This window comes from Streptomyces sp. NPDC002156, from assembly GCF_053593675.1.
In genome coordinates this window covers 1-17,838 of sequence record NZ_JBSFDA010000200.1, presented here as the reverse complement: position 1 = coordinate 17,838, position 17,838 = coordinate 1, and the positions used below count along the sequence as shown (strand labels likewise).

Here is a 17,838-nt window from a genome sequence, read left to right as displayed (position 1 = left end):
GCCTCGTCCTCAAAAGCCGGACGGGCTGGAAGATTCAGCCCCTCAGGCGTTTGAGGAGCGGGGGTTCGGGGGCAGCGCCCCCGAGGATGGGACGGGTAGGGGCGGCGGGGGCGAGACCGGCTACCGGTTCAGGAGCCCGCGCCTGCCTTTGTCGCGTCGCGGCCCCAGCTTGCCAGCAGGCGCAGTGCCTCTGCCGAAGGTGAGCCCGGTTCCGCGTGGTAGACGAGGAGCATCTGGTCGCTGTCGTCCGGGAGGCTGAACGACTCGAAGTTCAGGGTCAGTTCGCCTACCAGGGGATGGCGGAACCGCTTCACGCCGTGGCTCTTCTCCTTGACGTCGTGGGTGGCCCACAGGCATCGGAACTCCTCGCTCTTCACCGACAACTCGCCCACCAGGGCGGCCAGTTTCGCGTCCTCCGGGTAGCAGCCGGCGTCCATGCGGAGATGGCAGACGATGTCGATCGCCTTCTGCTCCCAGTCCAGGAACAGGTCGTGGTAGTCGGGGCGAAGGAACGTCAGCCGGGCCCAGTTCCGGTCCTGCGGAGGCAGCTCGGCCCAGTCGCCGAAGAGGGACGCGGCCATCGAGTTCCACGCCAGGATGTCCGTACGCCGTCCCGCGACGTACGCCGGGACGCCGTCCATCGTGTCGAGCAGCTGCCGCAGCGTCCCGCGTACGACCTGCGCCCGCACCGACGGCTTCTTCTTGTGCTGCTTCGGCTTCGCCAGGTGGGTGAGGTGGGCGTGCTCCGCGCCCGTCAGCCGCAGGGCGCGGGCGATGGCGTCCAGGACCTCCGCGGAGACGTTCCGCCCGTTGCCCTGTTCGAGCCGCGTGTAGTACGCGACGGACACCCCGGCCAGCTGGGCCAGCTCCTCGCGGCGCAGCCCGGGCACCCTGCGGTGCCGCCCGAAGTCCGGCAGCCCCACGTCCTCCGGCTTGAGCCGGGCCCGCCGGGTGCGCAGGAACTCGCTCAGCTCGGCACGCCGGTCCAGGGCCTGTCCTGTGCCGGGAGCTGCCGGGTGCGCGGATTCGGGCTGATCGTCCATACGGTCCAGTATTCCCGGTCGTACGAACACGAGCCTGACCCCGCCAGTGGTAGGACCGGCGGACGTACGCAGAAGCGTGGGCTGGGTGAAAGGCGGAACGTTCGGCAGACTGATCGCCGTGCCCGGTCAGAAGGCGGCCGGGGACGGAATCCCCCCTAGGAGACCCCCGGCATGACCACTGTCGCTGCATACGCCGCCCCCTCCGCCAAGGCTCCGCTGGAGCGGACCACGATCGAGCGTCGTGAGGTCGGCGAGTTCGACGTCCTGATCGACATCAAGTTCGCCGGTATCTGCCACTCCGACATCCACCAGGCCCGCGAGGGCTGGGGCGAGGCCATCTTCCCGATGGTCCCCGGCCACGAGATCGCCGGTGTCGTCGAGGCGGTCGGTTCCGGCGTCACCAAGTTCACGGTCGGCGACCACGTGGGCGTCGGCTGCCTGGTCGACTCGTGCCGTGAGTGCGAGAACTGTGAGGCCGGCCTGGAGCAGTACTGCCTCAAGGGCGGTGTCGGCACGTACAACGCCCTCGACAAGAACGGTGAGCCGACCTACGGCGGCTACTCCGAGAAGATCGTCGTCGACGAGAACTACACCGTCCGCATCCCCGACGGCCTCTCCCTCGACGTGGCCGCGCCGCTGCTCTGCGCCGGCATCACCACGTACTCCCCGCTGAAGCACTGGAACGCCGGTCCCGGCAAGAAGGTCGCGATCCTCGGCATGGGTGGCCTCGGCCACATGGGTGTCAAGATCGCGAGCGCGCTCGGCGCCGAGGTCACCGTCCTTTCACAGTCGCTGCGCAAGAAGGAGGACGGGCTGAAGCTGGGTGCGTCGTCCTACTACGCGACCAGTGACGAGGCCACGTTCAAGGAACTGCGCGGCACGTTCGACATCATCCTGTCGACGGTGTCCGCTCCGCTGAACCTGGACGCGTACCTGTCCCTCCTCAAGACGGACGGCGCGTTCGTGAACGTGGGTGCGCCCGAGGAGCCTGTCGCGCTGAACCTGTTCTCGGTGATCGGTGGGCGTAAGACCCTTGCGGGGTCTGGCATCGGGGGGATTCAGGAGACCCAGGAGATGCTGGACTTCTGTGCGGAGCACGGGTTGGGGTCGGAGATTGAGCTGATCAGTGCGGAGCAGATCAATGAGGCGTACGAGCGGGTGCTGGCGAGTGATGTTCGGTACCGGTTTGTGATCGACACCGCGACGATCTAGTTCTCGGCTGCGGGTCGGTGGGGGCTGGTCGCGCCCACGCGGCGGAGCCGCACATCGACACAGCCCCGCGCCCCTAGGGGCGCCGGGCTGCCAGGAGCCATAGCAAGTACGGGCCGCCCACCAGTGCTGTTAGTGCCCCCACTGGGATTTCCAGTGGGGGCATCAGCGTGCGGGCCGTCAGGTCGGCCCCGACCAGTACCACTGCCCCCGTCAACGCCGAGCCCAGCAGCGGAAGTTGAGGGGTGCGGGTGAGGCGTTTCGCCAGTTGGGGTGCGGTGAGTGCGATGAAGCCGATCGGGCCGGCGGCGCCGGTCGCCACGGCGGCCAGGACGACCCCCAGGACGGTCAGGCCGAGCTGCGTTCGCTGTATCCGTACGCCTAGCGCGGCGGCAGTGTCGGTGTCCAGGCCGAGGGGCCGCAGCGCTCTGCTGGCCCATATCAGGCCGGGGAGACACACCAGGAGTACGACGGTCAGCGGGCCCGCCTGTTCCCAGCCGCGTCCGTTCAGGCTGCCCGTGAGCCACAGTTTGAGCTGCTCGGCGGCCTCAAGTTCGCTGTCGGTGAGGTAGAGCTGGACGACAGCCGAGAGTGCGACGCCGATTCCGACCCCCGTCAGCACGAACCGGCTCGCCTGCATCCCGCGCCGCCAGGCGAGTACGTACACCAGCGCGGCAGCCGCGAGCCCGCCCGCGACGGACACGGCGGGCATGGCCCCCGGCGAGGCGACTGCCCCGGTGGCGAGCGCCAGCACGGTCGCGGCGGCGGCCCCGTGCCCGACGCCGATGACGTCCGGGCTGGCCAGCGGATTGCGCGTCACGCTCTGCACGAGCGCCCCCGCCAGCCCGAGGGCGGCCCCGACGAGCGCCCCGAGGACGATCCGGGGCACCCGCAGCTCATTGACGACGAGATCGTGGGGTCCGCTGCCGCTTCGGATGGCCTCCCACACCTCACCGGGCGGGATGTACGTCTGCCCGACACACGCGGATATCCCCATTGCCAGGGCGAGCACGACCAGAAGTGCGACGGCTACGAGGGCCGACCGTCGGTGCAGGAGGAGCGAGAGGCGGGGCCCGGGTCGCAGTACGGCGACCCCGCGAGGGAGGGAGCCCGGAGTGCCGGCGGTCACGTACTCGCCACCTTCCGACGTACGAGCACCACCAGCACAGGCACGCCGACCAGCGCCGTCATGACACCGGCCGGGACCTCGGCGGGCGCCCGTACGACCCGTCCGGCGACATCGGCGGCCAGGAGCAGGGCCGCGCCGAGGAGGGCGGAGAGGGGGAGGATGCGGCGATGGCTGCCGGGGAGGATGCGCCTGGCCAGGTGGGGTACGGCCAGGCCGATGAAGGCGATCGGCCCGGCGGCGGCGACCGCGGCGGCCGTCAGCAGGGTCGCGCCGAGTGCCGCGGCACCCCGTACGACATGCACCCGGTGGCCGAGCGCGCGGGCCGTGTCGTCGCCGAGTGCGAGGGCGTCGAGGCCGGGGGCGCAGGCCAGCACGAGCAGTGCCCCGGCGACGAGGAACGGCAGCATCCGCGCGACCGTGTCCGCGTCCCGTCCGCTGAGCGCGCCCACCTGCCAGAAGCGGAACTGGTCGAGCGTGGCCGAGCTGGAGGTGAGGACGACGGTGGTGGCCCCGCCGGTCATCGCGGCCAGCGCGGTACCGGCGAGGGCGAGTTTCACGGGGGAGGCGCCGCCCCGGCCGCGGGAGGCGATGGCGTACACCAGGCAGGCGGCGACGACGGCACCGGCGAAGGCGTACCAGACGTATCCGCCGAAGCCGTTCGCGAGGCCGAGCGCGATGGCGAACACGACGCCGGCCGCCGCGCCCTGGCTGAGCCCGAGGATGCCCGGGTCGGCGAGCGGGTTGCGGGTGACGGCCTGGAGCGCGGCCCCGGCGAGCCCGAGGGCGGCCCCGGCGGTGAGCCCGATCTCGGTCCGGGGCACCCGCAGCGAACGTACGACCAGCGCGTCCGGCGTACTCCCGCCGTGCAGCAGCGCGTCGAGGACGGCACCCGGCGGCACGGGCCGGGTACCGACGGCGAGGCTGAGGAGGGAGACGGCGGCCACCACGAGGACGGCCGCCGGCCAGGCGATACGTGCGCCTATACGGGGGCTCACTTGCCGATGTGCTCGGCGAGCTGTCGTACGACGAGACGGGCGGCGGTCGGGCCGGCGTTGAGGTACCAGGGGTCGTCGTCGACCTTGACGGCGTGCCCGGCGGTGACGGCCTTCATGGACTTCCAGAGCGGCCCGGCGACGACACTCGCGGCATCGGTCTTGCCGGCGTCCCCCTGCACGGAGTAGAAGATCCAGTCGGCGTCGGCGGTGTCGATGCTCTCGGCCCCGATGTCCTCCGAAATCGCCCTGAACTGCTGGGACTTGGGCCGCCCGAGTCCCATGTCGACGGCGATGGACCCGGTGAAGGAGGAGACGCCGAACATCCGGGTGCGGTCGGGGGTGAAGCGGACCATGGAGACGGTGGTGGAGCCGAGGGACTTGCCCTTCTCGGCGGCATCGGCGGCGATGTCGTCGACCATGTCCTGGGCGGCCTGCCCCTTGCCCACGGCCTCCCCGACGAGCAGGAGATCGCGCTTCCAGTTGATGCCGTTGCCGGCGGTGACGACGGTCGGCGCGATCTTGGAGAGCTTGGGGTAGAGGTCGCCGAGGGAGTCGTTGGCGAGGATGAGATCGGGCTTGGCGGCGGCGAGGGTTTCGAGGTTCGGCGCCTGCCGGGTGCCCGCGTCGGTCATGGCGGCGAGCTTCGCCTTGTCCTGCGGGAAGGCGTCGGCGAGGTAGTCGGGGACGAGCCCGGCGTTGTCGGCGCGGGTGGTGGCGGCCGGGACGAGCCCGAGGGAGAGGAGATCGTCGAGCTGTCCGGTGCTGAGGACGGCGATCCGGGTGGGCGCGGTCTTGAGGGTGGTCGTGCCCTTGAAGTGGGTGACGGTACGGGGGAAGGTGCCGTCCGTGCCGACGTCGGAGCCCATGCCGTCGGCGAGGGCGGAGGGGGCGGCCGAGGGGCCTTGGGAGGCACCCTCGGAGGCACCCATGACAGGGTTGCGGGCTTCTGCGCCGGCCGCCTTGGCATCGTTGTCGGAGGCCGACGAGCAGCTGGTCAGCAGCCCTCCGGCGAGGATCGCGGCCACGACGGCCTGCCACTTCAACGTACGCACTTGTCACTCCGCAACAGGTCAATTTCTAAGGCAAGCCTTACCTTAACTTGCCTGCCGGGCGGGGTGGACACGGGGTCGTAGCGTGGGAGAAGGAGACAAAGGGGGTTCACAGATGACAGTCCAGCTGAACCACACCATCGTCGCTGCGCACGACAAGAAGACCTCGGCGCGATTCCTGGCCGACATCCTCGGCCTGGAGGTGAGCCCGCAGTTCGGCCCGTTCGCCCCGGTCGCGATACCCAACAGCGTGACCCTGGACTACATGGACACGGAGGGCACGATCACGCCCCAGCACTACGCGTTCCTGGTCTCGGAGGACGACTTCGACACGATCTTCACCCGCATCCGGGATACGGGCCTCATGTACTGGGCGGACCCGTTCCACCACCGCCCGCAGGAGATCAACAGGAACGACGGCGGCCGGGGAACATACTTCGAGGACCCGAACGGCCACAGCCTGGAGATCCTCACTCGGCCTTACGGGAGCGGGAGTTAGGGCAGCGGGGGTGGGGGCGGGGGCTGAGCGGCTCGGGTGCCAGGTGCTGGGTGGCCGCGGTGACGCACAATTGCTCGGTGAACGACGGTACTTCGCCCATGACGGCCACCCAATCGCCGCCTCGGCTGATCGACGACGGCGAGTTGGCCGGGCACTCCGTCGTGGCCAACAACACGATGAACCGCGAGCGGGTGTTGACCGGCGTCAACAGCTACGCGCGCGAACTCGGCTTCGACCCGGCCGAGTTCCTCGACGGGTGCGGTCCGGCACCGTCCTGGCTCGACCTGTGCAGCGGAGAAGGGCTGGCCCTTCGTGCGGCGGCCCAGCGGCTTCCGCAGGCCGTGATCACCGGCGTGGACCTGGTCGGGCCGTTGCGGACGCCCGCGCTGCCCGACGGTCTCGAACTCGTCGCCGCCGACCTCGGCCGGTGGGCCCCGGTCCGCCGGTACGACCTCATCACCTGCGTCCACGGCCTCCACTACATCGGCGACCGCCTCGCCCTTCTGGAACGGGCGGCCTCCTGGCTCACCGACACCGGCCGACTGGTCGCCCACTTCGACCCCACGACGCTACGGCGCCCCGACGGCACCGACGCCTCCCGCCCGGTCCTCGCGGCACTGCGCGCGGCGGGCTTCGACTACTCGGCCCGGCATCACCGGCTGAGCCTGCGGGGCGGCCGGTCGATCGAGCTTCCCTTCACCTACCTGGGGGCCGACCCCGACGCGGGGCCCAACTACACCGGACAGTCGGCTGTGGCGTCGTACTACCGCCAAGCGGTTTGACGTACGTACGGGGTGCGGGCCCCTTGTCTCGTCAGCGCAGTAGTACGAACTGGGCGCGACCCTCGCCGCCGTCGGGCAGGCGCCAGCCGGCGGTGATGTGCCCCTGAGCCTCGGGTGCGCCGGCCGCCGGGTCCTGCTGCTCCGGCGAGAGGACGCGCGTCACTTCGAGTGTCAGGGTGCGCGCAGCAGTTTCCACGGCTACGGCGGTGCCGTGCTGTCCATCGGTGACGGCGAGGGAGGTGACCTCGGCGTCGACCTCGGCTCCCGTGAAGTGACGGGTGACAGAGGCGTCGGGAGTGTCGGACACGCTCTGGGCCTGCGCTTCGGTGCGGCCTTGGAGGAGGGCGATCAACTGGGCGACGAGGACCGGGTCTTGGGTCCCGTCGTACACCCAGCGCTTGCCCAGCACGCCGTGCTCGGACGTGCCCACGAGTGCCTCCTCGGCTCCGTCGAGCGGGGCGCCGCGGTAGCTGAGGGGCACGTGGTAGGAGCGCGGGGTCTCGTCGGCGGCGTCCGTGACCACCATGAACTCGATGCCCACCTCCCCCTCCGGATCGTCGAGCCGAAACCCGCCGACCTTGGCCAGCTCGGGCGCACGCCCTGTGCCGACGTACCAGGGCCGCGTGGGCAGCCAGGCGGTGAGCAGTTCCAGCTTGCCGGGGGACATGGTCGTGTGGTGGATGACAGCCATGTCTCGTGAACTTCCGCCGTCAGCCGATGATTCCCCTGCCGTACGGTTGTTTGAACGTGGGCCGTTCCAGCCCTAGCCTGGCCACCGTGAGCGGCAGAGGCAGGCCGCGAAAGGGGACCGACACAGTGGAACTCGCCTTCGCAGGCCGGGTGATCGAGTGGCGCGGACCGGCGCCGTACTACTTCGTCCCCGTACCGGACGAGGAATCCGCCGACATCCGCGAAGTGGCCGCGATGGCGTCGTACGGCTGGGGAGTGATCCCCGTCGAGGCACGGATCGGCGAAGTCGTCTTCGAGACGTCCCTCTTCCCGAAGGACGGTGGCTATCTGCTGCCGCTCAAGGCCGCCGTACGCAAGCGGCAGGACATCTCGGCGGGGGACGACGTCGCCGTGGAGATCGCTGTTCGCCTCTAGTTTCTGGTCCCCAGGCAGTCGTCGGAGTCAACCTCCCCTCAGTCGCTGCCGCTTCCACCGCCACAGCTGAAGGCGCTGCCCGAGTCGGAACCCGGGTCGGAGTCGGAGTCGTGGTCGCGGTCCAGGGCCTTGCCCATGCGGATCAGGGTTCGGCCCAGACCGGACGGGATCGGCCGTGCGCTCGCGACGCCGCGTCGGACCGGGCCGGGCGGGAGGGCAGCGGGGCCGCTGAAGACGTACTCCGGCAGTCCCTCGGCCCGTTCGGCTGCGCGCAGTTGCCGTCTGCCCAGACGGGTCGGTCGGCGCCGAGAGCCCGTCACCAGGTTCTGTGCGGCAAGTCGGCGGGCGATCTCCTCGACCTCCGGGGAGCGTTGCAGGGCGGTGAGTACGGAGGCGGTGTTCCTGCTTCGCGGGCACAAAGCGAACAGGGCGCCCTCGACCGGGTGTTGAGGCGGCGCCTCACCCGCGGCACGTACTCGTGAACCGCCGAGCCTCAGCAGGCCGCGCTCGGACAGGGCGATCAGCGCGCTGTCCGCCACCCTCTGCGGCCCGCCCGCCAGGAAGGCGACGTCGTAGGAGTCCAGGGCAGCCCTGGACTCCTCTGTCGTCCCCGTCGCCGGTACGGACCGCCGGAACGCGATTCGCATGCCGAACCCCCCTTCGGACGCCTTGTCTGCTCGCAGTGTCGCCCCGCAGGACAGCGCACAATCCTGTCCCCTGTCACTTCAGAGCAAGAGTTGAGCTTTCCGGCCGCGGGGGAACGAGCCCCGTCGTCGTACGACGTCCGAGTGCGTGCGAAAAAACTCCGATGCGCCGGTTCGCCCCTCTCTGCGACCATCCCGGAATGGCGCACAGTTTCGAATCGCTGGTCATCCGGCACACCCACCGCGTTGCCTCGCCCAAGGGCTCCCTCGGGGCTTCTGCCGGTCAAGGGGCCGCCGTCGCGCGGCAGTTCGACGTGGCGCTGGCCTCCGTGGGCTTCAAGCTCTCGGCGGAGTTGCTGGAGCGGCTGTCGGGGCTGTCCGAGGCCGCGGTTCTGCACACCGCCAGGCGGACGCTGCGTACGGTGAGCGAGATGGTCGGCGACCACGTCCGGCACAACACGTACTTCATCGACTTCCCGGCGAACGTGCCCGACACCGAGGAGTTCTGGACGCGGTGCGTGGCGCAGGCCCTCGGCGACGAGAAGGCGCGGGAGGGTGTGCTCACGCAGCTCGCGCACGGCGTGCTGGATCTGCTCAGCCTCCCCACGTACGGGCGCTACCAGCACACGTACGAGGAGATGCTCGCGGCGCAGGACGAGCTGATCGCCTCTGCCGGGGACCGGGTGACCGTGCTGCACCTCGGCCGGGACCTGGACGACGAACTCACCGACCTGTACCTGGCGTTGGTGGGCAGCACGACCCCGCTGGGCGAGGACGACCTGCGCGACCTCGAGGCCCTCGCCGAGCGGTGCGCGCTCGGGCCGCAGCCGGAGGCGATCCCGGTACGGGAGATCCGCGCCGTCGTGAACGAGGTCCGCGTCGGCGCCGGTGCGGACCTGCTCATCGACACCGTCACCGACGTACTGCGGCTCGCCTGCGCGCTGTCGGGCGGTGACGTGACCCTCCAGGAACCGACCCCGTTCCGGTCGCTGTCGCGGCCGGTGCGGCGGGCGCTGCTCGCGGGCCTGGACGCCGTGATCGCGGCGAACCCGGCGAAGCTGGCCGACGTACACGCGTACCGCGAGCCCTTCAAGCGGCTCGGTGAGCGGCTCCACCCGCACGAGTACCCGCGCTGGCCGCACGCCGCCGACGTGTTCGCCGTCGCGCGGGGCGAGAAGGAGGCACGGTCCTTCGACAGCCGGGTGGACAAGCTGCTCGACGAGTTCGACGTGCTCGGCGCGGTGAAGCTGCTGGAGTCCGCTCCCGGCAGGCTGTTCCGCGCCCTGGACCTGCTGCTGCGCATCGCCGCCGACCAGACGGAGCGCGACGCGGTGGTGGCCGCCGCGGTACGGGTCGCTCCCGAGGTCTCCGGACGGGTCGTGCTCTCGGTGCGCGAGCACTTCCACAACCGGGAGCGGGAGAGCGACGCGCCCCGGATCTTCGTCAACCGCCGGGGCCGCGCCTGGGTGACCCCCGACCACCGCCCGACCGTACCGGCCGCCGACCGCGACCGTCTGATCGCCGCCCTCGACGCCGAACTGCGCCGCCGGCTCCCGGCACCGGGCCGGCTCCTCGTCGACCCGGACGTCCTCGACGTGGCGCTCCCGCTCAGCGGCAGGGCGACCGCGCAGGGGTTCGGCGTGCTGCCGCGAGGGTCGGTCTCGGCGGTCGACGGCGAACGGCTGCGCTTCTTCGTGTACTGGAAGGAGAAGGACCGCCGCACCGACTACGACCTGTCGGCGCTCCTCCTCCACCCCGACTACAGCACCGACACCTGGCTCTCCTACACGTCCCTCACTGCGGTCGGGGGCCGGCACTCGGGCGACATCACCGAAGCACCCGACGGGGCCTCGGAGTTCATCGACCTGTCCCTGGACCGGGTGCGCAGCACGTTCATCGTTCCGCAGGTCAACATCTACGCAGGCGAAAGCTTCGAGGAGGCCGAGGAGTCGTTCTTCGGCTTCATGCTGCGCGACAGCGACCAGAAGGGCCGGCCGTTCGAGCCGCGCACGGTGCGGACGAAGTCGGAGCTGCGTGGGGTGGGCCGGGTCGCGCTGCCGCTGGTGTTCCGGCGTGAGGACGACGGCCGGTGGCGTGCGAAGTGGCTGCACCTGTATCTGAAGGGCATCTCGGATGCCAACCGGGTCGAGGAGAACCAGGTGTCGGTGTCGAAGGTGGTGCGCGCGGTCGTGGAGCGCGAGCAGCTGACGGTGGGGTACCTGATCGACCTGATGTCCGTCGACACCACGGCAGTTGACCTGTGGGACGGCGACCCGGCAGACCCGGCCCCGGCCGAGCCGGTGACGTACATCGGCCTCGAACGCCCCGAGGGCCTGCACCCGGACTCCCGGATCATCACCCTCGAAAACCTGCGCGACCTGATCCCGGCCTGAGTGCTAGCGTTGCCGACGGCGAGGCCATGAAGGGGCTTCCTTCTCATTCACTCCAACTGACTCAAGTCCTTTCGCTTTCCTCGCCGTTCACGTCGCTCCGGGCGGCGCCCGCGCTCACTGCGCGAGCGCCGCCCGAGCCGTTTTCCACCACGGCAACTGCCCTGACGGCACGTCGAACGCCCCGAAGTCCACGCCGACGTGACCATGCGCGTGCCCTGCAGTCCCTGGCCGATCCGGAACCCGTCCGGCGATACTCCGTACGCATGAGCCGTGATGATCACCACGGGGGAACGTGATGCCCACGACTCGTTCACGTTCTCGTGGTTGATCCTCACGGCACAGCGCGGGTCTGATGGCACATCACCGCTCACTGCGCCCGGACAATTCCTCGAACCGCAGGGCCCCCGGCACAGGAACATGAGCGAAATCGAGACCGCACCCGCGCCCTGGTTCACGACTCATGGCTCGCAGCTCACAGCTCGTAGCTCTCAGCTCAGAGTTCAGAAACGTTCTGGAGACAAACCCGATGAAACTCGCCAAGCGAATCATCCTCACCACCACGGCTCTCGCCGCCGCATCCGCCGCCACGCTCCTGGGCGCGACGGTCGGCCAGGCCGCTCCCGTGCAGACGGTCCGCCCCGTCGTCGACGCTCCCGCCGCACTGAAGGTCCCGGACGGCAACAGACTGACCGGCGTCTTCTCCGCCGAAGGCGTCCAGACCTACACCTGCACGGACGGCGCCTGGAAGCTGCTGGAGCCGGCCGCCACCCTCTGGGCCAAGAACGACCACTCCCGCCGCACGGTCGCCCTCCACTCCCGCGGCCCGGTCTGGGTGTCCACGATCGACGGCAGCGCGGTCAACGCCGCCGCCATCGCCAACTCCCCCAAGACGGGCACGATCCCGGAACTCCTCCTCCAGTCCACCGCGACGCGCGGCACGGGCGTCTTCGCGGACGTCTCCTACATCCAGCGCCTCAACACCCGAGGCGGCGTGGCCCCGACCACGGCCTGCACCGGCACGGACCAGGTCAGCGTCCCGTACTCGGCGACGTACACGTTCTACAAGCCCGCCAAGTAGTCATGGGCCGTCGACTTCCTCGGTGCCAGGGCCAGAAGTGACGTAACGCGAAGGTCCCCGGTGCCATCAGGCGCCGGGGATTTCACGTACCCTCCGGGCGCTCCGGGGCGGTGGCGCGATCCGTGTGACCGGCACCGCTACGACCGCCACTGACCTGACCGCAGGACCGGCCGGGCGGGCACGGAATCGCCCGGTGGTCTCGTGCGTTGAGCGGAGTGGGCAGGGAATGCCGGTGGTGTGCGAGCCGAGCCGCCCGAGAGTGATCGAGCCGACAGAGAGTGGAGGAGCCTCAATGGCTGCGCAGACGCAGAGGGCCGTGCTGGCTGGTGGATGCTTCTGGGGGATGGAGGACCTGATCCGCCGGCTCCCGGGCGTGACGGCGACCCGGGTGGGATACACCGGCGGGGACGTGCCGAACGCGACGTACCGGAACCACGGCACGCACGCGGAGGCCATCGAGATCCTTTTCGACCCCGAGGCCACCGACTTCCGCGCGATCCTGGAGTTCTTCTTCCAGATTCACGACCCCAGCACCAAGAACCGCCAGGGCAACGACATCGGGCTCAGCTACCGCTCCGCGATCTACTACGTGGACGACGAGCAGAAGCGGATCGCCGAGGACACGATCGCGGATGTGGACGCCTCCGGACTGTGGCCGGGCAAGGTCGTCACCGAGGTGGAGCCGGTCGGCCCCTTCTGGGAGGCCGAGCCCGAGCACCAGGACTATCTGCAGCGTTACCCGAACGGCTACACCTGCCACTTCCCGCGCCCCGGCTGGCGCCTGCCGAGCCGCACGACGGGCTGACCGGACCGCGCACGCGGGCGGCGGAGAGTCTCAGCCGCCCGCGCCGGCCACACCGATCGGGCACGAGACCCCTGTCCCACCCAGCCCGCAGTACCCGTCCGGATTCTTGCCGTCCGAGAGGTACTGCTGGTGGTACCCCTCCGCCGGGTAGAACACCCGCCCCTCCGCCGGGAGGATCTCGGTGGTGATCTCCCCGTAGCCGGAGTCCGCCAGCACCTTCTGGTACGCCTCGCGGGACGACTCCGCCGCGGCCGCCTGGGCCGGGGTGTGGGTGTAGACGGCGGAGCGGTACTGGGTGCCGACGTCGTTGCCCTGGCGGAAGCCCTGGGTCGGGTTGTGGGACTCCCAGAAGAGCTGGAGCAGACGTTCGTACGAGATCTGCCGGGGGTCGAAGACCACACGGACCGCCTCCGTGTGGCCGGTCAGGCCCGAGCAGACCTCCTCGTACACCGGGTGCTCGGTGTAGCCGCCCTGATAGCCGACCAGCGTGGTCCACACGCCCGCCGGGAGCTGCCAGAACTTGCGTTCGGCGCCCCAGAAGCAGCCCAGGCCGAAGTCGGCGGTCTCCAGGCCCTCGGGGTAGGGCCCGAGGAGCGGGTTGCCGAGGACGGCGTGGCGGTCGGGGACCTCGTACGGGAGTGCGGGCCTGCCCTTGAGCGCTTGTTCGGGGGTGGGCAGCTGAGGGGTACGGCCGAAGAACATGTGGGTCTCCGTAAGGCAGCTGTGCACTGGACGCCGGCGGCATCGACGGCGACACCCTCGATGCTGCCAGCATTCCGTCGCCACGAATAGATTAGAACGGAGAGTCCATTCTTCGGCCCGTGGGCTCAGCTCGCCCCGGCCTCCGCGGACTGCCCCTCCGTCGCCGACGTCACCGCCCGCGCCGCCAGGTTCCGTATCCGGCAGTACCGCGCCGTCATCCCCGTGCCGTGATACCGCCACGGCAGCGCGTCCACATACCCGTCCACCAGCCTGAACTGCTCGATCGCGGCCTCGTCGCGGTCCTGGAGAGCGAGGTAGTACGCCAGCAGGTGGCGCAGTTCCGGGAGGCGCGGGTGGGTCGGGTCGGCCGCGGCGGCGTCGGCGAGGCCGGCGTTCACACGGGCGATCATCTCGGGAGTGCGGTCGGTGGCGCTGTCGTCCGACTCGTCGTGCTCGAAGTGGGCGATCAGGGGGAGGACGGTGAGCAGGCTGCCCAGGGGGGCCGCCGACGCCGCGCGCTCCGCGAACTCCGTCGCCAGCTGCTCCGAGCCGCGCCACTTCTTGCACCAGTACTGCAGCGCCGAGAAGTGCGCCTCGTAGTGGTGCGGGTCGCGGGCGGTGAGCTCCGACCACAGCTTGTCCATCTCGGAGTGCGGATAGCCGAGGCCGAGCGCGGTCCAGATCTCCGTGACGTACGGGGTCGGGTCGTCCGGGTTCAGCGCCGCGGCCCTGGCTATCTCCTCGCGGGAGCGCTGCAGCAGCCGGTGGAAGCCCGCGAACTGTTCGCCCGTCGTGTTGCTGGCCAGCTTGGCGCCGCGGATCTTCCAGGCGAGGATCACCGTGCTGCGGGCGCGGACCAGGGCAGCGTCCGGGTCGTCGGGGCCGTGCGGTCCGTCGGCCTCCCAGGCGAGCAGCCAGCCGTCGTCCTCGGCGGCGATCTCCGCCAGCAGGTACGCGGCCAGCGAACGGCGTTCCCAGTCCCGGCCGATGCCGCGCAGCAACTCGGCGGCCGTCTTCCAGGCATCCTTGTCACCGCCGCGCACCGTGTCGAGCGCCGCCTCCCAGCCGGCCGGCAGCGGTCCCGCGGACTTCGTGTTCTGCCGTTCGGCGGGCAGCAGCCCGAGCTGCTCGGCGGCCGCCGCACCGCCGTCACCGTCCTCGTCGCCGGCGGCCCCCGACATCTGCGCGAAGAACTCCTTGACGAACACCCCGCCCAGCCACAGCACGAAGATCAGGGTGGGCACGGCCAGGATGCCCAGGATCCACAGCAGTACGGTCATCGGGGAGCGTCCGTTTCTCGGGAGGAGCGGGGAGCGGGGGGAAGCAGGGCGCGCAGCGGGGCGGTGTCCGGGTGGTCGGCCAGGGCCCTGTCCACGGCGGCGCCGATAGAGGCGTCGAGTTCGGAGGCGCCGTCGTCGGGGGCGCTGCCCGGCGCCGGGAGCAGACGCGCCTTCGCCGACTGCTCCCAGGAGAACTCCCAGCGCATCCGCGACCGCGCGCTGAACTCCGCCATCACCATGCTGTGCAGCGAGTTGTGCAGCGTCGGGCGTACGAACTCACGGAACGCCCGCCCCTTCGCCGCGACCGCCTCGTCCGACAGGGGCAGTCTGCGCGCCAGTTGCCACAGCTGGCCGTCGTCGATGAGGGTGAGGAGGGCCGGGAGAGTCGGGCTGGCCTTCGTGTAGAGGACCAGGGCGCGGTGCAACGGCGTGTTCAGCGCGGCGAGGTTCCCCGCCATCGCGCCGTCGAGGAGTTCCTGCCAGTCGGCGGTACGCCTGAACTGCCGTACCTCGTCCGTCAGTACCGCGTCCTCCAGCGCCGCGTACGCCCGCTTCTCGTCGGTCAGAAGGGCGATCGCCGCGCCGTGGGCCTCGTCCGCGCGGCCGTCCGCGGGGAGCAGCTCGATACGGCGTACGCGGTCGGCGATCGGCGGGTGGGAGTCGTACGGGGATGTCGGCTCCGTCGGCAACTCGCTGCGCAGGCCCGCCAGTTCGAGCTGCCGGGCGGAGAGCATCCGGCCGAAGCCGCCGAACACCTCACCGGGCGGCGGCAGCAGCCGGGCTTCGCTGCCCAGGGTGGCGTAGCAGCGGATGTAGAACCCGAACGCGCCCTCCAGGACCGGGATTTCGCGCAGTGCGGACGCGGTGGCGTCGCGGCCGGCGATCCGGGCGGCCGAGGCGTCGGCGGCGTACTCCTGGCGGCGGGAGTCGGCGAGCGTGGCGCGCAGGTACAGCTTGGCGTACGCGGTGTAGATGCGGGCCATCGTGCGGTACGTGACGCCCGCGCGGCCCGTGTCGACCTCCCGGGCCTCCTTGCCCTTCGCCTCGGCCTTGGCGTTCTTCCGCTCCTGCCGGGCGCGCTCCCGGGCCTCCGTGCTGCCCGCCCGCGCCTCGAAGTTCCTTATCGTGCGCACGAGTTGGGTGCGTCCGCGCAGGGTGAGGGCGGCGAGGCGGGTGTCGGAGCCGGCGTAGTGGCCGAGTTCATGGGCGAGGACCGCGCGCAGCTGAGCCTCGGTCAGGCCCTGCATGAGGGGGACGCCGAGATAGAGCCGGCGCGGCCCGGGGAACAGGCCGAGCAGCCGGGCGTCCTCGCTGACGGCGGCGTTGGTGTCGCCCATGAGGACGATGCGGGACGGGGCGCGGGTGCCGACCTGGTCGGCCAACTCCCGCACGGTACGCCAGAGTTCGGGCTCATCGGCCTCGGTGACGGGCAGCCCGGAAGGCTCCTCGCCCTTCGGCGTACGGAGCATCAACAGCCCGCGGACGAGCGGAATCGCCAGCAGTACGGAGACGACGGCCAGCTTCGTCGCGACGGCGGCCGGGGTGTGCGCGAAGAGCAGGTAGTCGGCGCCGGCGAGCACCGCCAGCAGGAGCACGCCGAGCAGATAGAAGCCGGCGAGCAGTACGAGAGCGCGCAACGCGCGCAGGGTCGAGCCCATCGGGCCGGGATCCCTCCACGGGGAACGGGGACGGTGGAAAGGGCGCGCGGCCGAGCGGTGGGGTCATGACCGGCGGGTGGGGGAAAGCGGAGTATCGCGTACGGGCACGCTGGCAGGCAAGACATGGCCATGCCACCGGACGCTCATGTCCCGCGTGGGCGTGTATGTACGGTCCCTCCGGCCGATCTCCCGGCTCACCTCACCGCAGCAGCGTCGCCGGACTCCCCCCGTTCGCCTCGTACCCCGCCACGGCCAGCGCGCGGTAGATCGCGAACTCGGCCGCCGGGTCGGCGGTGAGGGTCCAGGGGAGGGCGCCCACGTGGCCGTCGACGTGCACCAGCTGGTTCATGGCCTCCGCCCAGCGCTCGGAGCGCACCAGGAAGAAGATCAGCAGATGGCGTACGTGGGCCAGCATCGGGTCGTCCGGGCGGGCCGCGTGGACGGCGAACAGCGCGCCGTGGACCGCCTTCGTCACGACCTCGCTCTGGTAGAAACCGCTGACCAGGTTCACCTCGGGCAGATGCTCGAAGACCGCGAACAGGGGCATCGCCGCCAGCAGCGAGCCCTGCGGGGCCCGGGCCGCCGCGGCTTCCGCGAACGACATCGCCAGCTCGCGCGAGCCGTGCCACTTCTCGCACCAGTAGTGCAGGGCCGCGAGATGCGCCCCCATGTGGTCCGGGGCGCGGTCGAGGATCTTCAGCCAGAGCTGCTCGAACTCCGGCTGGGAGTACGCCAGTCCTCGTGCCACCGACAGCTCGACGATGTACGGGACCGGGTCACCGGGGGAGAGGAGCGCCGCCTCGCCGCACGCCGACCTCGCCTCCTCCATGATGATCCGGAACTCGTCCGTGCCCGGCGTCGAGGACCGCCATGCCTGCTGCACCAGGAACTCCGCGTGCACGGCCGCGCCGCCCGCGTCCTTGGGCGCCTCCGTCCGCCACACCCGCAGCCACTGCCCGCCCGGCGACTCGCTCACCCCGCCGGGGCGCTGCTGCAGCTCCAGCGACGCGGCGCCCGCGAAGGCCTGCACGCGCTGCCAGCGCCGCTCGCCGTCCTTCTCGGTGCCGATGAGCAGCTGCGACGCCGCTCTGTAGTCCTGCGAACGCTGCACGACGTCGAGGACATCGAGCAGATCCTGGTCGGGGCCGGGCATCCGGATGTCCAGCGCCTCCTGCCGGACGAACCCGTAGTTCGCCGGGTCCGCGGCGTCCGGGTCACCGGGCGAGACCTGCTGAATACCGGCACGGCTGCGCCGCACGAACGGCAACACCACGAAGCCGAGCATGACCAGCGCCATCAGGACCCAGAGAATCTCCATGCCACAAGCGAACCAGACGGGTCTGACAATTGGCCAACCCGGTCCAGGACAAGGCCCACGGCTGCCCGGATTTCTTCGCCCCCGCCGCCCCTACCCATTCCCGTCCCCTGGGGGCTGCGCCCCCAGACCGGTCGGGGGAGTGGGTCCGCC

At 70.7% G+C, this 17,838-nt stretch carries 17 protein-coding genes; 7 read left to right on the top strand and 10 right to left on the bottom strand.

The annotated features are described in order from the left end of the window. Positions 1–128: 128 nt before the first annotated feature. Positions 129–1,043, bottom strand: coding sequence for a helix-turn-helix domain-containing protein (locus ACWCRB_RS43430; protein WP_451001351.1), 915 nt, complete (start codon positions 1,041–1,043; stop codon positions 129–131). Between the two features lie 171 nt (positions 1,044–1,214). Between ACWCRB_RS43430 and ACWCRB_RS43425 the strand changes: the two genes are divergently transcribed. Beyond that, positions 1,215–2,255, top strand: a complete 1,041-nt coding sequence (locus ACWCRB_RS43425) for an NAD(P)-dependent alcohol dehydrogenase (protein WP_451001350.1) — start codon at positions 1,215–1,217, stop codon at positions 2,253–2,255. Positions 2,256–2,328: 73 nt separating this feature from the next. On the opposite strand, the gene ACWCRB_RS43420 is transcribed toward ACWCRB_RS43425, so the two are convergent. From ACWCRB_RS43420 to ACWCRB_RS43410, 3 genes are read right to left on the bottom strand one after another with little or no spacing between them, the layout of a single operon-like run. Next, the gene (locus ACWCRB_RS43420; protein WP_451001349.1) at positions 2,329–3,381 is read right to left on the bottom strand and encodes a FecCD family ABC transporter permease; all 1,053 of its coding nucleotides are present in this window, start codon (positions 3,379–3,381) and stop codon (positions 2,329–2,331) included. Further along, positions 3,378–4,376, bottom strand: coding sequence for a FecCD family ABC transporter permease (locus ACWCRB_RS43415; RefSeq protein WP_451001348.1), 999 nt, complete (start codon positions 4,374–4,376; stop codon positions 3,378–3,380). Before ACWCRB_RS43415 ends, ACWCRB_RS43420 begins: the two co-directional genes overlap by 4 nt. Beyond that, positions 4,373–5,428 (bottom strand): ABC transporter substrate-binding protein, encoded by a 1,056-nt coding sequence (locus ACWCRB_RS43410; RefSeq protein ID WP_451001347.1) that lies wholly within the window; start codon positions 5,426–5,428, stop codon positions 4,373–4,375. Before ACWCRB_RS43410 ends, ACWCRB_RS43415 begins: the two co-directional genes overlap by 4 nt. A gap of 112 nt (positions 5,429–5,540) precedes the next feature. Between ACWCRB_RS43410 and ACWCRB_RS43405 the strand changes: the two genes are divergently transcribed. Both ACWCRB_RS43405 and ACWCRB_RS43400 read left to right on the top strand, forming a co-directional pair. Beyond that, a complete protein-coding gene (locus ACWCRB_RS43405) occupies positions 5,541–5,924 on the top strand; it encodes a VOC family protein (protein ID WP_451001346.1) in 384 nt (127 codons plus the stop codon). Between the two features lie 98 nt (positions 5,925–6,022). Beyond that, on the top strand, positions 6,023–6,706 hold the full coding sequence (locus ACWCRB_RS43400; RefSeq protein ID WP_451001345.1) for a class I SAM-dependent methyltransferase: 684 nt from the start codon (positions 6,023–6,025) through the stop codon (positions 6,704–6,706). 31 nt (positions 6,707–6,737) lie between these two features. Here ACWCRB_RS43400 and ACWCRB_RS43395 read toward each other — a convergent pair whose 3' ends face one another. Beyond that, positions 6,738–7,397: a maltokinase N-terminal cap-like domain-containing protein gene (locus ACWCRB_RS43395; protein ID WP_451001344.1), complete on the bottom strand. Its 660-nt coding sequence runs from the start codon at positions 7,395–7,397 to the stop codon at positions 6,738–6,740. Positions 7,398–7,522: 125 nt separating this feature from the next. Here ACWCRB_RS43395 and ACWCRB_RS43390 point away from each other — a divergent pair, with 125 nt between their 5' ends. After that, on the top strand, positions 7,523–7,810 hold the full coding sequence (locus ACWCRB_RS43390) for a DUF1905 domain-containing protein (protein WP_235475242.1): 288 nt from the start codon (positions 7,523–7,525) through the stop codon (positions 7,808–7,810). Between the two features lie 38 nt (positions 7,811–7,848). Here ACWCRB_RS43390 and ACWCRB_RS43385 read toward each other — a convergent pair whose 3' ends face one another. Beyond that, positions 7,849–8,457: a TIGR04222 domain-containing membrane protein gene (locus tag ACWCRB_RS43385; RefSeq protein WP_451001343.1), complete on the bottom strand. Its 609-nt coding sequence runs from the start codon at positions 8,455–8,457 to the stop codon at positions 7,849–7,851. Between the two features lie 197 nt (positions 8,458–8,654). On the opposite strand from ACWCRB_RS43385, the gene ACWCRB_RS43380 reads away from it, so the two are divergent. The 3 genes from ACWCRB_RS43380 to msrA (ACWCRB_RS43370) all read left to right on the top strand — a co-directional run bounded on the left by ACWCRB_RS43380 (position 8,655) and on the right by msrA (ACWCRB_RS43370) (position 12,730). Further along, positions 8,655–10,847: a hypothetical protein gene (locus tag ACWCRB_RS43380; protein WP_451001342.1), complete on the top strand. Its 2,193-nt coding sequence runs from the start codon at positions 8,655–8,657 to the stop codon at positions 10,845–10,847. A 526-nt stretch (positions 10,848–11,373) separates the two neighbouring features. Then, positions 11,374–11,925 carry a DUF3455 domain-containing protein gene (locus tag ACWCRB_RS43375; protein ID WP_235475239.1) on the top strand — a complete coding sequence of 184 codons (552 nt, stop codon included), beginning with the start codon at positions 11,374–11,376 and terminating at the stop codon, positions 11,923–11,925. Between the two features lie 292 nt (positions 11,926–12,217). Beyond that, a complete protein-coding gene (gene msrA / locus ACWCRB_RS43370) occupies positions 12,218–12,730 on the top strand; it encodes a peptide-methionine (S)-S-oxide reductase MsrA (RefSeq protein WP_451001341.1) in 513 nt (170 codons plus the stop codon). Positions 12,731–12,760: 30 nt separating this feature from the next. On the opposite strand, the gene msrA (ACWCRB_RS43365) is transcribed toward msrA (ACWCRB_RS43370), so the two are convergent. The 4 genes from msrA (ACWCRB_RS43365) to ACWCRB_RS43350 form a co-directional block, all read right to left on the bottom strand. Beyond that, positions 12,761–13,432: a peptide-methionine (S)-S-oxide reductase MsrA gene (gene msrA / locus ACWCRB_RS43365; protein ID WP_451001340.1), complete on the bottom strand. Its 672-nt coding sequence runs from the start codon at positions 13,430–13,432 to the stop codon at positions 12,761–12,763. 125 nt (positions 13,433–13,557) lie between these two features. Next, a complete protein-coding gene (locus ACWCRB_RS43360) occupies positions 13,558–14,712 on the bottom strand; it encodes a hypothetical protein (protein ID WP_451001339.1) in 1,155 nt (384 codons plus the stop codon). Continuing rightward, positions 14,709–16,370, bottom strand: a complete 1,662-nt coding sequence (locus ACWCRB_RS43355) for a M48 family metalloprotease (RefSeq protein WP_451001338.1) — start codon at positions 16,368–16,370, stop codon at positions 14,709–14,711. Before ACWCRB_RS43355 ends, ACWCRB_RS43360 begins: the two co-directional genes overlap by 4 nt. Positions 16,371–16,569: 199 nt before the next feature. Beyond that, entirely contained in the window at positions 16,570–17,688 is a 1,119-nt protein-coding gene (locus ACWCRB_RS43350) for a hypothetical protein (protein ID WP_451001337.1), read from the bottom strand. Positions 17,689–17,838 lie beyond the last annotated feature (150 nt).

What these genes read in the sequence shown, in the direction of transcription:
- ACWCRB_RS43405 (WP_451001346.1), top strand. Translation starts at nt 5,541, where the DNA reads ATGACAGTCCAGCTGAACCACACCATCGTCGCTGCGCACGACAAGAAG.
- ACWCRB_RS43430 (WP_451001351.1), bottom strand. Translation starts at nt 1,043, where the DNA reads ATGGACGATCAGCCCGAATCCGCGCACCCGGCAGCTCCCGGCACAGGA.
- ACWCRB_RS43395 (WP_451001344.1), bottom strand. Translation starts at nt 7,397, where the DNA reads ATGGCTGTCATCCACCACACGACCATGTCCCCCGGCAAGCTGGAACTG.
- ACWCRB_RS43375 (WP_235475239.1), top strand. Translation starts at nt 11,374, where the DNA reads ATGAAACTCGCCAAGCGAATCATCCTCACCACCACGGCTCTCGCCGCC.
- msrA (WP_451001340.1), bottom strand. Translation starts at nt 13,432, where the DNA reads ATGTTCTTCGGCCGTACCCCTCAGCTGCCCACCCCCGAACAAGCGCTC.
- msrA (WP_451001341.1), top strand. Translation starts at nt 12,218, where the DNA reads ATGGCTGCGCAGACGCAGAGGGCCGTGCTGGCTGGTGGATGCTTCTGG.
- ACWCRB_RS43360 (WP_451001339.1), bottom strand. Translation starts at nt 14,712, where the DNA reads ATGACCGTACTGCTGTGGATCCTGGGCATCCTGGCCGTGCCCACCCTG.
- ACWCRB_RS43350 (WP_451001337.1), bottom strand. Translation starts at nt 17,688, where the DNA reads ATGGAGATTCTCTGGGTCCTGATGGCGCTGGTCATGCTCGGCTTCGTG.
- ACWCRB_RS43385 (WP_451001343.1), bottom strand. Translation starts at nt 8,457, where the DNA reads ATGCGAATCGCGTTCCGGCGGTCCGTACCGGCGACGGGGACGACAGAG.
- ACWCRB_RS43425 (WP_451001350.1), top strand. Translation starts at nt 1,215, where the DNA reads ATGACCACTGTCGCTGCATACGCCGCCCCCTCCGCCAAGGCTCCGCTG.
- ACWCRB_RS43380 (WP_451001342.1), top strand. Translation starts at nt 8,655, where the DNA reads ATGGCGCACAGTTTCGAATCGCTGGTCATCCGGCACACCCACCGCGTT.
- ACWCRB_RS43400 (WP_451001345.1), top strand. Translation starts at nt 6,023, where the DNA reads ATGACGGCCACCCAATCGCCGCCTCGGCTGATCGACGACGGCGAGTTG.
- ACWCRB_RS43355 (WP_451001338.1), bottom strand. Translation starts at nt 16,370, where the DNA reads ATGGGCTCGACCCTGCGCGCGTTGCGCGCTCTCGTACTGCTCGCCGGC.